The sequence below is a fragment of the Streptomyces sp. NPDC092370 genome, from assembly GCF_044755265.1.
GTDB lineage: Bacteria > Actinomycetota > Actinomycetes > Streptomycetales > Streptomycetaceae > Streptomyces.
Genome location: NZ_JBIVQO010000001.1, coordinates 942,926 through 956,458 on the forward strand (window position 1 = coordinate 942,926; position 13,533 = coordinate 956,458).

Genomic DNA, 13,533 nt, shown 5'->3' on the forward strand with positions numbered 1-13,533 from the left:
TCCGTTCACACTCCTCCCGGTGCCGCCTCGCCGAGTTCGACGGAGATCCGGCCCAGCTGGCCGAGCCGCTCCTCCAGGCTCGGGTGGGTCGAGAAGAGCCGCGCGATGCCGGGCTCGCGGCCCAGCGCCGGCGTGAAGTAGAAGGCGTTGAAGGCCTGGGCGGTGCGCAGGTCCCTGGTGGGGATGCGGGCGATGTCGCCGGAGACCTTGGTGAGCGCGGAGGCCAGCGCCGAGGGCCTGCCGGTGAGCTGGGCGGCCGCCCGGTCAGCGGCCAGTTCCCGGTACCGGGACAGGGCGCGGATCAGCAGGAAGCTGATCGCGTACACGGCCGCCGACACACCCATCACCGCGGCGAAGACGGCAGCGGTGTTCTGGTCCCTCCTGCCCGAGCCGAACAACTGCGAGTAGAAGGCGAACCGCACGATCAGCCCAGCGAGCACACCGAGGAACGACGCGACGGTGATCACGGCGACGTCCTTGTGCGCCACGTGCGACAACTCGTGCGCGAGCACGCCCTCCAGCTCGGCCGGCTCCAGCCGCCGCAGCAGCCCGGTCGTCACGCAGACCACCGCGTGGTCCGGGTTCCGCCCGGTCGCGAACGCGTTCGGCATGTCCATACCCGACACGGCCACCACCGGCTTCGGCATGTCGGCCAGGGCACACAGCCGGTCGATCACGGCGTGCAGTTCGGGATACTCCTCCCGCTCCACGACCCGCCCGCGCATGGCGTACAGCGCGATCCGGTCCGAGAACCAGTACTGCGCGCCGAGCAGCGCCGCCGCGATCACCACGACCAGCACCCACGACTTCAGCAGCACGATCAACGCGGCGACGAACCCCACGTACAACAGCCCGAGCAGGAACAGCGTGACCCCCATCCGGGTGGTCAACCGCCGGTCGCTCCGGAAGCGGCTGTGCATCTGCATCACCCCGCAGCTCACGCACTCGTCCCACAGCCAGTGTGCACCCGGCCCTCCCCATGAAGCGGTCGCGATCGGCCCCCGGGCCGGCAAAGCCGTCAGCCGCCCCGGGCCACCGCGTACCCCGGCACGGACGGCCACCGCACCGTCAGCACGACCGACTCCTCCTCCGCGACCCACGAGTGATCGACGCCGCGCCCCCACACGACGTAGTCGCCCTGCCGCTCCAGCAGCACACTGCGACCGGGAAGTTCGACGCGGAAACGCCCGCTGACGAGCACCAGCAGCGCGGTGCGTTCCTCCCCCCGCACCCACTCCGCCCGCCCGTCCCCCCGAGGATGAACCCCCCACTTGATCTCCACGGCCTCACTGTGCCGCGGACCCCCGGCGTCCTTGAAATGCCCGAGGAGCCATCCCCGGTCCAGCGCGGCGTCCTCGCCGGCGTTGCCCACGTACACGCTGTCACTCACACCGGCGGACGCTAGCAGCCCGCCCGGAATCGGCCGGAAGCCGCACGACCCAGCCGCGCGCCTGCGCCAACCGGTGCGCGGCGATCCGAACATGCCGGGGCCGCTCCGCCGAGAGGCGCTCGGTCAGCCATGCCTCGGGCAGCAGGGCCGCGGACGGCAACAGGGCAGCCGTTGCCTCGCGTACGACGCCCGGGGCGGGGTCGTCGAGAAGCGGCCGCAGCTCCTCCACGACCGTCACGTCCAGCGTGCGCAGGCCCGCCACCGCCCGGGCCCGTACCGCCGGCACGCGGTGGGTGAGCAGCGGCCGCAGCAACCCGGCGTCGCCTCGCTCCCCGCACTCCGCCAGGCCGATGACCGCGCCGGGCGGCAGCGCCAAGTCTCCCGCCGCCGCGCATCGCTGCCGGTACCAGGGCAGGGGATCCGTCCCGTGCTGCCGTACGACATACCGCGCACAGGCCCGCACCAGGGCCGACCGGTCGGCCAGGAACTCCAGGGCCCGCCCGGGACGCCCGGCCCGCCGCAGGGCCGTGACCCCGGCGGACCGGGCCCGCGGATTGCGGGCGGCGAGCAGCGGTTCGAGTACGTCGTCGACGTCGACGTCGCCGTCCTCGCGCACGGCGGCCAGGGCCGCCTCGGCGCACAGGCTCTGGATGACGGCGTCGTCGTCCCGGGCGGCGGTACGGGCGAGCCGGGCGGGGGAGAGCAGCGACTCCTCGGCGGCCATCCGGTACGCGAATCGTCGTACGGCGCGTTCCGGGTGGACGAACAGCAAGGAGAGCGCTCCGTGCGGCGCCCGGCGGAGCATCGCGCCGAGCAGGTCCACGCCGTACACTCCCCGCTCGCGGCGGCCGACGCGCAGGATCAGGGGTGCGAGCGCGACGCAGGTGCGTACGTCCAGACACGCCCGCAGCAGTTCCCGGGCCCTCTCACACACCGGTGCGGCCCAGTCCGCGGCGCGCACGACCATCAGCGGCAGCAGAGCGGGGCGGTCCGCGACCCGGGCGAGCGCCGCTTCACGGATCCGGCCGTCCGGGTGGCAGAGCGCCACGGCGAGCCGGGCCTCGATCGAGGGCGCGGAGACGGTCTCCGGTTGCCACCGGGACGACCGGAACAGCCAGATCACGCTCCCCGGCCGGGCAGGCGATGTCGCCCGGTCCAGCCCGTCCACCCATGCCTTGTCCGGCAGACTCCCGCTCTTGTACCGGCCCCACGCCCGCACGCCCGCGTCCAGCCCGGTCCAGGCGGCCGGATCGGCGACATCGATCACCTCACCGAGAGGCACCCCCCGGGCCAGCCGCGCGGCGGCCGCTTCTCCGCTTTGGATGTCCTCGTTCACGCCCGCCCCCCGCTCCACCCGCCGGTTCGGGGATCGTAGGGCACGCGGACCGCGGCGGGCGCGCGATGTGCCGCCGGACACCCCTCTAGTACGGCGCCCTGAAGTCGAGGTACCCCAGCAGCAGGATCACCGCCGCAACGCAGCCGAGCACCACGGCGGTCGAGATCCAGGAGGAACGGTGGCGGGACGAGACGTGCTCCGGGTCGGGGCGGAACGGCACGGGCCCGGGCGGGTTTTCCTTCCAGCGCGCGGCGAGCATACGGGCCCTGGCGGAGGGCTCCTTGTGCTCGGCGCCGTCCGCCCATGTGAGGTCGAACTCGCGCTCCTGGTCGTCCTGTTCGCGTTCGGGCATTCCCACTCCACCCCCGTGTGGTCCTGCCCCAAGAATAGAACATACGCCCGCGCCCCCGCTGTCGGAAACGACAGCGGGGGCGCGGGCGTCATGCCTCGATCAGGCGTCGATCACACGTCGAAGTACAGCTCGAACTCGTGCGGGTGCGGACGCAGCTGCAGCGGCGCGATCTCGTTCGCGCGCTTGAAGTCGATCCACGTCTCGATCAGGTCCGGGGTGAACACGTCGCCCTGGAGCAGGAACTCGTGGTCGGCCTCCAGGCGGTCCAGGACCGCGCCGAGGGAGGTCGGGACCTGCGCGACGTTCGCGTGCTCCTCGGGAGCCAGCTCGTACAGGTCCTTGTCGATCGGCTCGGCCGGCTCGATCTTGTTCTTGATGCCGTCCAGGCCCGCCAGCAGCAGCGCCGAGAAGGCCAGGTACGGGTTGCCGGAGGCGTCGGGTGCGCGGAACTCCACGCGCTTGGCCTTCGGGTTCGAGCCCGTGATCGGGATACGCATCGCGGCGGAGCGGTTGCGCTGCGAGTACACCAGGTTCACCGGCGCCTCGAAGCCCGGCACCAGGCGGTGGTACGAGTTCACGGTCGGGTTGGTGAAGGCCAGCAGCGACGGGGCGTGCTTGAGGATGCCGCCGATGTAGTAGCGGGCGGTGTCCGACAGGCCCGCGTAACCGGCCTCGTCGTAGAAGAGCGGCTGGCCGCCGGTCCACAGCGACTGGTGGACGTGCATGCCCGAACCGTTGTCACCGAAGATCGGCTTCGGCATGAAGGTCGCGGTCTTGCCGTTGCGCCAGGCGACGTTCTTCACGATGTACTTGAAGAGCTGGAGGTCGTCGGCCGCGGCGAGCAGCGTGTTGAACTTGTAGTTGATCTCGGCCTGGCCGGCGGTGCCCACCTCGTGGTGCTGGCGCTCGACCTGCAGGCCGGCCCTGTTCAGCTCCAGGGAGATCTCGGCGCGCAGGTCGGCGAAGTGGTCGACCGGCGGGACCGGGAAGTAGCCGCCCTTGTAGCGGACCTTGTAACCACGGTTGTCCTCCAGGGCGCCGGTGTTCCAGGCGCCGGCCTCGGAGTCGATGTGGTAGAAGGACTCGTTCGCGCTGGTCGCGAAGCGGACGGAGTCGAAGACGTAGAACTCGGCCTCGGGACCGAAGTACGCGGTGTCGGCGATACCGGTCGACGCGAGGTAGGCCTCGGCCTTCTTCGCCACGTTGCGCGGGTCACGGGAGTACTGCTCGCCCGTGATCGGGTCGTGGATGAAGAAGTTGATGTTCAGCGTCTTGTCACGGCGGAACGGGTCGACCCGGGCGGTCGAGAGGTCCGCGCGCAGCGCCATGTCGGACTCGTGAATGGCCTGGAAACCCCGGATCGAGGAGCCGTCGAAGGCCAGCTCCTCGTCGGCGTCGAACGCCTCCGCAGGCACCGTGAAGTGCTGCATCACGCCCGGGAGGTCGCAGAAGCGGACGTCGATGAACTTGACGTCCTCGTCCGCGATGAACTTCTTGGCCTCGTCGGCGTTCTGGAACATCCAGCTCCTCCTACTCCCGACCGTCCCGCCGGGGTGGTAGTTCGTTCGTGCGGCCAGTGCGGGTGGCACACGCTGACCTCGACCCTAGGGACGGGTGATTTCTCTGGCGTGACTCATTTGTTTCGCACAAGTTAACCGGCCCCCTCTCCACCGTAGCCCGGACACACCCCGCCGTGCCCTGGTCATTTACGGGCGCAGTACCGTGGACGGGTGGACAACAGGCAAGCACTCGGATCGTGGCTTTCCGGGCCCCGCGCGGCCGCGGAAGAGGCCGGTGTCGACTTCGGATACCGGGGCGAACAGCTCGGTCTGCCCGAGGAAGGGTCCGGTTCGATCGCCCGCCCGGGCCGCCGGCTGGGCGCCCTCGCCGTCGACTGGGGCCTGTGCCTCCTGATCGCATACGGTCTCATCACCCAGAGCTACAACGAGGCGGCCCAGATCTGGGCGCCGCTCATCATGTTCGCGCTGATGGTCCTCACGCTCGGCACGGTCGGCTTCACCCCGGGCAAGCGCCTCCTCGGCCTGCGGGTGCTGGCCCTGGACACCGGCCGGGTCAGCCCGTGGCGCGCCGCACTGCGCACGGTCCTGCTCTTCCTCGCGATCCCGGCCCTGATCTGGGACCGCGACGGCCGCGGGCTGCACGACCGGATGGCGGGCACGGTCGAGGTCCGCATCTGACAGCGACCGCGGGCACGGTCGAGGTCCGCATCTGAGACCGACCGCGGACCGACCGCGACAGGAAACGAGAACGAGGGGCGCCCGGATCGATCCGGGCGCCCCTCGTCCATGTCGTGTGCGGGCTGTCAGCGCGCCTTCGGCCCGCCCTTCGGCAGCCGCATGCCCTTCGGCATCGGGCCCTTCGGCAGCGGCATGTTGCTCATCAGGTCACCGAGGGCGCGCAGCCGGTCGTTGGTGGCCGTCACCTGCGGGCCGGTCAGCACGCGCGGGAGCTTCAGCATGGTGGTCCGCAGCTTCTTCAGCTCGACCTGACCCTCGCCCGTGCCCACGAGCAGGTCGTGCACCGGGACGTCCGCGACGATGCGGTTCATCTTCCGCTTCTCGGCGGCCAGCAGGGTCTTCACCCGGTTCGGGTTGCCCTCGGCGACCAGGACGATGCCGGCCTTGCCGACCGCGCGGTGCACCACGTCCTGGTTGCGGTTCATCGCCACCGCGGGGGTCGTCGTCCAGCCACGGCCGATGTTGTCCAGCACCGCCGCGGCGGCACCGGGCTGTCCCTCCATCTGCCCGAAGGCGGCCCGCTCGGCCCGGCGCCCGAACACGATCGCCGACGCGAGGAAGGCGAGCAGGAGGCCCAGGATGCCGAGATAGATGGGGTGACCGATCAAGAAACCGATCGCGAGGAAGACACCGAAGGTGACGATTCCGACTGCCGCGAGTACAAGACCGATCTTCTTGTCGGCCCTGCGGGTCATCTTGTAGGTCAGAGCGATCTGCTTCAGTCGCCCGGGGTTCGCAGCGTCCGCTGCGGGTTCCTTCCTCGCCATGCCACGCAGTCTACGTGGCCCCACAAGCGCCGACGACGGCAGTGTCCGCGGGGCTCCTGGGCAGGGCCGGAGGTCAGGGACGGACGGACAGGGACTGCTCGATGACGCGCTGCGCCTCGACCCGGTCCTTGGCGCGACGGCGATCCTCCAGCACGGAGGTCCAGGCGTTGCGGCGGGCGGTGCGCTGACCGCTGCTCATCAGCAGTGACTCCACGGCACGCAACGCGGTCGTGAAGGACGGAATCGCGGTGGCGCGGACGGGCGGCGCGGCCTGCATGGGTGAGGTCCCCCCTCGGGAGCGGGTGTACGTGCTGTGAGTTCAGCGTCACTGATTGGTGTTACCAGGGCGTGACCGGCCGGTCAAACACCCGTGAAGCCCCGGCGCGCAGTGGTGGAACGCCGACGCGGTCCTGACATGTGCCCTCATCTGCGAGGACGGTCAGGACCGCGTCAAATCGGTCGCTACCGGCGAGTAGTTCCTTGTGCGCGAATTCACACGCTTGTACCGCCCCTGGGTGGGCAGAGGCGGTGGCGGTTCGTCAGACGGCCTGCGCCGCGACGTGCCCGTCCCGCTTCTCCATGGCCATCCCGTAGAGCCGTCCGGCGCGGTAGGAGGAGCGCACCAGCGGCCCGGACATCACGCCGGAGAAGCCGATCTGCTCGGCCTCCTCCTTCAGCTCGACGAACTCCTGCGGCTTGACCCAGCGCTCCACCGGGTGGTGACGCACGGAGGGCCGCAGGTACTGCGTGATGGTGACCAGCTCGCAGCCCGCCTCGTGCAGTTGCTTCAGCGCGTCACTGACCTCCTCGCGGGTCTCGCCCATGCCGAGGATCAGGTTCGACTTGGTGACCAGCCCGTAGTCGCGGGCCTCGGTGATCACCTTCAGGGAGCGCTCGTAGCGGAAGCCGGGGCGGATGCGCTTGAAGATCCGCGGGACCGTCTCGACGTTGTGCGCGAAGACCTCGGGCCGGGAGGAGAAGACCTCCGCCAGCTGCTCGGGGATCGCGTTGAAGTCCGGGGCCAGCAGCTCGACCTTCGTCCGGCCGGCCTCGCGGCCCGCGGTCTGCTCGTGGATCTGGCGCACGGTCTCGGCGTACAGCCAGGCCCCGCCGTCCTCCAGGTCGTCACGGGCGACGCCGGTGATCGTGGCGTAGTTCAGGTCCATCGTGACCACGGACTCGCCGACGCGGCGGGGCTCGTCACGGTCGAGCGCCTCGGGCTTGCCGGTGTCGATCTGGCAGAAGTCGCAGCGCCGGGTGCACTGGTCGCCGCCGATGAGGAAGGTCGCCTCGCGGTCCTCCCAGCACTCGTAGATGTTGGGGCAGCCGGCTTCCTGGCAGACCGTGTGCAGCCCCTCGCTCTTCACGAGCTTCTGCATCGCGGTGTACTCGGGGCCCATTTTCGCCCGGGTCTTGATCCACTCGGGCTTGCGCTCGATGGGGGTCTGGCTGTTGCGGACCTCCAGGCGCAGCATCTTGCGTCCGTCGGGTGCGACTGCGGACACGACCGGCTCCCTAGCGATTGATTCTTCGGCGTCCTCAAGGGTACGCCCGTTGATTTGAATGCCTGTGTGGGCGCTACCCCTCTAGCTCCGCCACGGGCCGATTTATGCCGCCGGCGTCTTCTCGATCTCCCGGGGCTTCGGCTCGGCGTTCTCCAGGACCTCCCGCAGATGGCGTTCGACCACCGGAAGGACCTCCTCGATCGTCACGTCCCGGCCGAGTTCGCCGGCCAGTGAGGCGACGCCCGCGTCGCGGATGCCGCACGGGATGATCCGGTCGAACCACTTGTTGTCGGGGTTCACGTTGAGCGCGAAGCCGTGCATCGTGACGCCCTTGGCCACCCGGATGCCGATCGCGGCGATCTTGCGGTCCTCCCGGCGCTGGCCCGCGTTGGATGGCGCGTACTCGGGGCCGTTCATGCGCGGGTCGAACTCCTCGTCGTGCAGCCGGGGGTCGAAGTCCAGCGACAGCCCGCCGAGCGCGGGGCGCCGCTCGACCGGGTCGCCCAGGACCCACACGCCGCTGCGGCCCTCGACCCGGCTCGTCTCCAGGCCGAACTCGGCGCAGGTGCGGATGAGGGCCTCTTCGAGGCGGCGCACGTGCGCGACGACGTCGACCGGGCGCGGGAGCTTCTGGATCGGGTAACCCACCAGCTGGCCGGGGCCGTGCCAGGTGATCTTGCCGCCGCGGTCCACGTCGATGACCGGCGTGCCGTCGAGGGGCCGCTCGTTGTCCGCCGTGCGCCGCCCGGCCGTGTAGACCGGCGGGTGCTCCAGGAGCAGTACGGTGTCGGGGATCTCGTCCGCGAAGCGCGCCGCGTGCACCCGGCGCTGCTCGTCCCACGCCTCCTGGTACTCGACGGCCTCGTCACCGAACCCCATGCGGACGAACCGCAGCTCACTCACGGCAAGCGCCTCCCTCGGACGGGTGTGTAAGGCACGTATCGCGCCCAAGCCACTGTACGTCCGGCCCGGACGCGTCAGTCCCGGGGTCAATCCTCACACGATCGGATGAATGTCCCCCAAAATGTGTGATGGGGTGTTTACTCTCCGCTACATTCGCGCCGTTCGGCTAGGCATAAGGCCTGCTCACAGGCAATCCCGCGCACACCACAAGGCCGTAAGGCAGGAGACCGCACCGCAGATGACGGAACGACCCGCGCAGCGCACCCCCAACCGACAGCTCGCCGCGCTCATCGCAGAAGCGGGGTTCTCCAACGCGGGACTCGCCCGTCGCGTGGACCAGCTCGGTCTCGAACACGGGCTCGACCTCAGATATGACAAGACCTCCGTCACCCGGTGGCTGCGCGGCCAGCAGCCCCGGGGCACCACCCCCGCCCTGATCGCCGAGGTCTTCACCCGGCGGCTGGGCCGCCGCCTCACCGCCCAGGATCTCGGCCTGGACGCCTGCGCCCCCGTCTACGCGGGGCTGGAGTTCGCCGCCACCCCCGAGGAGGCCGTCGACATCGTCAGCGGGCTGTGGCGCAAGGACTCCGGCAGCCACACCGAGCTCCGCAAGATCGCCTTCACCCCGGCCGGGCTCGTGGTGCCCAGCCGCGACTGGCTGATCGGCCGCGCCGACGAGAAGGTCGCCCGGGGCGAGCCGGCCGCCGCCCGCATCCCGGCACAGGGCCGCCCCCTGCTGCGCCCCACGGCCACGGCCGAGCAGGGCGTGCCGTCCCTGCCCCGCCAGCGCGGCCAGGCCGAACGCGGCCCCGGCCAGAAGGTCACCACCGGAGACATCGCCGCCCTGCGCTCGGTCGGGGAGCTGTTCCGCACCCTCGACGACGCCTACGGCGGCGGCCACGCCCGCCAGGCCCTCGTGCGTTACCTGGAGCACGAGTGCGAGCCCATGCTGCGCGGCACCTACGGGGAGCAGACCGGCCGCCGGCTGTTCGCGGCCGCCGCCGACCTGACCCGGCTCGCGGGCTGGACGTCGTACGACATCGCCGCGCACGGTCTCGCCCAGCGCTACTTCGTGCAGGCGCTGCGGCTCGCCCAGGCGGCCGGGGACCGGGCCTACGGTGCCTATGTGCTGGTCACCATGAGCCGCCAGGCCGTCTACCTCGGGCACGGGCGGGAGGCCGTCCAGCTCGCCCGCGTGGCCCAGCAGGGCGTCGGCACCTCCGGCCCGCCCGTCGTCCAGGCCCTGCTGCACGCCTCCGAGGCGCGCGGACACGGGGTGCTGGGCGAGGTCCGGGCCTGCACCGCGGCCCTGGTCCGCGCCGAACGCGCCCTGGAGACGGCCCGGTCCGGCGACGACGTGCCGCACTGGGCGAGGTTCTTCGACGAGGCGCAGCTCGCCGACGAGTTCGGCCACTGCCACCGCGACCTGCAGCAGTTCCGCGCCGCGGCCCAGCACGCGGAACGTTCCTTGCAGCTGCGGGCCCCGTCCTACGCCCGCAGCCGCCTCTTCTGCCGGATCGTCCTGGCCACCGCCCGCCTGGGCCTCGGCGAACTCGACCAGGCCTGCCAGCTCGCCGCCGAAGCGGCAGGCCAGGCGGCCGAGATGCGCTCGGTACGGGCGGTGGAGTACGTGAGGGACTTCGAGCGGCGGCTGGAGCCGTACAAGGACGCGGTCCCGGTGCGCACGTACCGGGACAAGGTGGCGGCCCTTCTGTAGGAGCGCCGGGCTGTGCCGAGGTGCGGCCGCGCCGCGTGGGCGCGGCAGGCCGCACAGCGCACCCGCGCCCGGCGGGCAGTCCGATGCGCCGGGTGAGCCGGGCTCCTGGAGTGCCTGTGCGTCGCTGGCACCCGTGCCCGGTGCATCCCCGCCCGGTGCATCCGTGCCCGGTGCACCCCCGCCCGGTGCACCCCCGCCTGGCGCATCCGTGCCCAGTGCACCCGCGCACACGCACCCTCGCCGGCGGGCAGGCTGATGCGCCAGGTGAGCCGGGCTTCCTGGAGTGCCTGAGCGTCGCTCGCCCCCGTGCCCGGTGCACCCTCGCCCGGCGCATCCGTGCCCGGTGCACCCCCGCACAGTGCACCCGTGCACAGCGCACCCGTGCCCGGCGGGCAGGCTGATGCGCCGGGTGAGCCGGGCTTCCTGGAGTGCCTGAGCGTCACTCGCACCCGTGCCCGGTGCATCCGTGCCCGGTGCACCCCCGCCCGGTGCCCCCGCGCACAGTGCACCCGTGCACAGCGCACCCGCGCACCCGCGCCCGGCGGGCAGGCTGATGCGCCGGGTGAGCCGGGCTTCCTGGAGTGCCTGTGCGTCGCTCGCACCCGTGCCCGGTGCACCCCGCCCGGCGCATCCGTGCCCGGCGCATCCGTGCACAGCTCACCCGCGCACAGCTCACCCGCGCCCGGCGCGTCGCCTACGCGGCCCGCGGCACGGAGGGCAGGGGGTCCGCGGCGTGCATCGACCGCCCCGCCCCCAGGTCCGCCACGATCGCCGCGGAGGCCCGGTGCCCGGAGTGCAGGGCCCCCTGGACCGTGCTCGTGTCGCGGTGATCCCCGCACACGTACAGCCCGGCGATCAACCGCACCGGCCGCCGCAGGTCGTGCGGCGGCCGCATCGCCGGCACCGCCTCGGCCGTGTGGTGCACGGCCAGCGTCTCCCACCGGGCCGTCGACACCCCGTACAGCCGCGCCAGATGCATCCGCACCGCCGTGTCGACGTCCCCCGGCGGCCGTCCCAGCACCGTCGAGGACACCAGTGCCCGTCCCGCCGGTGCCCGGGACGGATCGACCCGGCTGATCACCGCCGTGTGCGCGACGGGCCCGCCCAGGTCCGCGTCGAGCAGCAGCGACGCCTCCGTCTCGGGCGGCTCGTCGGTCGTGTGGTGCACCACCGTCACCGGATGGAACTCCGGCACCCGAAGACCCGGCAACAGCTCCGCCGCGGCCCGGGCGTCCGTCGCCACCAGCACCGCCCGGCAGCGGATCTCGCCGTGTTCGGCGGTGGTCACCGAGGTCGTCGAGACGGAGGTGACGCGCACGCCGGTGTGCACCGTGCCCGGCGGCAGCGTGCGCGCGAGCAGCTCCGGCAGGGCCTCGGCGCCGCCCTCCGGCAGGCACAGCCGGCCCCGGGCGAAGGAACGCAGTGCGAGGTCCGCGCACCGGCTGGACGTCGTCAGGCCCGGATCGCACAGCAGGGCGGCGAGCAGCGGACGCAGAAAGCCGTCGATCGTACGGGCGGGCAGCCCGCGTGCCGCCAGGGCCTCACCGGCGGGCAACTCCGGGCGGGCCAGAAGCCGTTCGGCCGGTGTGCCCGCCAGCCGGGTCAGGGCGGCGCCCAGCCGGGCCTGGTCGACCGCCGTGCCGAGCGGGGCGCCGGACCGGCTCCGGGGGACGGAGACCTGCCGTCCGGGCACGGCCACCGGCCGCCTGGGCGGCCTGGGCGCGGACGACGGCCGGGGAGCACCCGCCAAGGCGCGCACCGCGTGCAGTGCGCCCCGTGCGCCCCCTGAGCCCGGCTGGACGCCGGCCCGGTGGTGGCGTCCGTCGCCGTGCAGCAGGACGCCGGGCGCGAAGGGCCGCAGCACCAGCCCGTCGAGACCCGGCGTCCGTCGTAGTTCCGGATACGCCGTCGACAGCAACTGGCCGACCCTGTCGAGCCGGAAGCCGTCGACCTTCTCCGTCGCCATCCTGCCGCCGACCCCATGGGCGGCCTCCAGGACCATGGTCGTCACTCCTGCGCTGGTCAGCCGGTGCGCGGCCGAGAGTCCGGCGACCCCGGCCCCCACGACGACCACGTCCGCCTGGTACGCGGGCTCAAGCACGTGCCCCTCCTCGAGGTTGCGCGGGCGCTGGAGACGTCATGCCCTCAACAGGCCGCCGGGATACGCGAGTTCTGGTCGAGGGTAGGGCCGTGATCGGTCAGCGGGAGTCGCGCATGAACAGGGCACGGTCGCACGGCGGTCGCATTCGGACGTCTTGTGGGCATGAAGTGGTCGCAGGAGGCTGGTGCGCGGATCGAGGAACTGTCTCGGACCTGTCGGTCGGATCTCGGACAGGCGGCCGGTCCGCGTCGCGCGGGCCCGTTCCGGCCGGACGCGGGGGCCGTCAGAGCGCCGCCCGGATCGCTCCCTCGATCTCCGGGAACGCGAACCGGAAGCCCGACTCCAGCAGGCGCGTCGGCAGCACCCGGGCGCTGCCGAGGACGTCCCCGGCCATCTCGCCCAGCACGCTCCGCAGGACGGGCGCGGGCACCGCGAACAGCGTCGGCCGATGCAGCACGCGTCCCATCGCCGCAGTGATCTCACGGTTCGTCAGGGGGGTCGGGGCGGTGACGTTGAACGGCCCGGACAGGCCGTCGGTGTCGACGAGATGCCGGATCGCGGCGACCTCGTCGTGCAGGGCGATGTACGACCAGTACTGCCGCCCGTCGCCCATCCGTCCGCCCATCCCCGCTTGGAACAGCGGAAAGAGGCGCTGCCAGGCTCCGCCCTCACGGGAGACGACCAGCCCGGTCCGCGTGAACACCGTGCGCACACCGGCCCCCTGGGCGGGCGCGGCGGCCCCCTCCCACTCCACGCACAGCTCGGGCAGGAAACCCTCTCCCGCGGGCGCGCTCTCGTCCACCGTCCGCTCGCCGGTCTCGCCGTAGTAGCCGATGGCGCTGCCGTTCACGAAGACCCGCGGCCGGTCCGCGCCCTCCAGCGAGGCGATCGCCTCGGCGATCGCCGCCGTGCCCTTCACCCGGCTGTCGCGGATCCGCTGCTTGTAGGCCTCCGTCCAGCGACGGTTGCCGACGCCGGCCCCCGCGAGGTTCACCACCGCGTGGCACCCGGCCAGCCCGGCCGCGTCCACGTGCCCGCCCTCGGGGTCCCAGCGGATCTCCCCGGCCGCCCGGGGCGTGCCGCGCACCAGGCGGCGCACCTCGTGTCCGTCGGCGATCAGGGACCGCACCAGGGCGCTGCCGATGAGACCGGACGCACCCGCCACCGCCACTCTTGAATGCTCCATGAACCCATCCTGCCGGGT

General features: G+C 72.2%; 13 protein-coding genes. 2 read left to right on the plus strand and 11 right to left on the minus strand.

Annotated features, from left to right (window positions below; genetic code table 11):
- Window positions 1-5 precede the first annotated feature (5 nt).
- The 5 genes from htpX to glnA form a co-directional block, all read right to left on the minus strand.
- Complete coding sequence (gene htpX, locus ACIQHQ_RS04235; RefSeq protein ID WP_402609895.1) at window positions 6-920, minus strand: zinc metalloprotease HtpX; 915 nt, start codon at window positions 918-920, stop codon at window positions 6-8.
- Between the two features lie 98 nt (window positions 921-1,018).
- Complete coding sequence (locus tag ACIQHQ_RS04240) at window positions 1,019-1,390, minus strand: signal peptidase I (protein WP_402609897.1); 372 nt, start codon at window positions 1,388-1,390, stop codon at window positions 1,019-1,021.
- A complete protein-coding gene (locus tag ACIQHQ_RS04245; protein WP_402609899.1) occupies window positions 1,383-2,726 on the minus strand; it encodes a hypothetical protein in 1,344 nt (447 codons plus the stop codon). Before ACIQHQ_RS04245 ends, ACIQHQ_RS04240 begins: the two co-directional genes overlap by 8 nt.
- Window positions 2,727-2,811: 85 nt before the next feature.
- Entirely contained in the window at window positions 2,812-3,078 is a 267-nt protein-coding gene (locus tag ACIQHQ_RS04250; RefSeq protein ID WP_402609901.1) for a hypothetical protein, read from the minus strand.
- 110 nt (window positions 3,079-3,188) lie between these two features.
- Window positions 3,189-4,598 (minus strand): type I glutamate--ammonia ligase, encoded by a 1,410-nt coding sequence (glnA, locus tag ACIQHQ_RS04255; protein ID WP_363120828.1) that lies wholly within the window; start codon window positions 4,596-4,598, stop codon window positions 3,189-3,191.
- Window positions 4,599-4,808: 210 nt separating this feature from the next.
- Between glnA and ACIQHQ_RS04260 the strand changes: the two genes are divergently transcribed.
- Window positions 4,809-5,276 carry an RDD family protein gene (locus ACIQHQ_RS04260; protein WP_402609903.1) on the plus strand — a complete coding sequence of 156 codons (468 nt, stop codon included), beginning with the start codon at window positions 4,809-4,811 and terminating at the stop codon, window positions 5,274-5,276.
- Between the two features lie 125 nt (window positions 5,277-5,401).
- On the opposite strand, the gene ACIQHQ_RS04265 is transcribed toward ACIQHQ_RS04260, so the two are convergent.
- From ACIQHQ_RS04265 to lipB, 4 genes are all read right to left on the minus strand, one after another.
- On the minus strand, window positions 5,402-6,103 hold the full coding sequence (locus ACIQHQ_RS04265; protein ID WP_390980422.1) for a DUF4191 family protein: 702 nt from the start codon (window positions 6,101-6,103) through the stop codon (window positions 5,402-5,404).
- A 73-nt stretch (window positions 6,104-6,176) separates the two neighbouring features.
- Window positions 6,177-6,380: a hypothetical protein gene (locus tag ACIQHQ_RS04270; RefSeq protein WP_352115899.1), complete on the minus strand. Its 204-nt coding sequence runs from the start codon at window positions 6,378-6,380 to the stop codon at window positions 6,177-6,179.
- A gap of 262 nt (window positions 6,381-6,642) precedes the next feature.
- Window positions 6,643-7,608: a lipoyl synthase gene (gene lipA / locus ACIQHQ_RS04275; protein ID WP_402609906.1), complete on the minus strand. Its 966-nt coding sequence runs from the start codon at window positions 7,606-7,608 to the stop codon at window positions 6,643-6,645.
- Window positions 7,609-7,710: 102 nt separating this feature from the next.
- Window positions 7,711-8,511, minus strand: coding sequence for a lipoyl(octanoyl) transferase LipB (lipB, locus tag ACIQHQ_RS04280; RefSeq protein ID WP_402609908.1), 801 nt, complete (start codon window positions 8,509-8,511; stop codon window positions 7,711-7,713).
- Between the two features lie 238 nt (window positions 8,512-8,749).
- On the opposite strand from lipB, the gene ACIQHQ_RS04285 reads away from it, so the two are divergent.
- The gene (locus ACIQHQ_RS04285; RefSeq protein WP_402609910.1) at window positions 8,750-10,228 is read left to right on the plus strand and encodes a regulator; all 1,479 of its coding nucleotides are present in this window, start codon (window positions 8,750-8,752) and stop codon (window positions 10,226-10,228) included.
- A gap of 694 nt (window positions 10,229-10,922) precedes the next feature.
- On the opposite strand, the gene ACIQHQ_RS04290 is transcribed toward ACIQHQ_RS04285, so the two are convergent.
- The gene (locus ACIQHQ_RS04290; RefSeq protein WP_402609912.1) at window positions 10,923-12,329 is read right to left on the minus strand and encodes an NAD(P)/FAD-dependent oxidoreductase; all 1,407 of its coding nucleotides are present in this window, start codon (window positions 12,327-12,329) and stop codon (window positions 10,923-10,925) included.
- Window positions 12,330-12,612: 283 nt separating this feature from the next.
- On the minus strand, window positions 12,613-13,515 hold the full coding sequence (locus tag ACIQHQ_RS04295; RefSeq protein WP_402609914.1) for a TIGR01777 family oxidoreductase: 903 nt from the start codon (window positions 13,513-13,515) through the stop codon (window positions 12,613-12,615).
- Window positions 13,516-13,533: the final 18 nt, after the last annotated feature.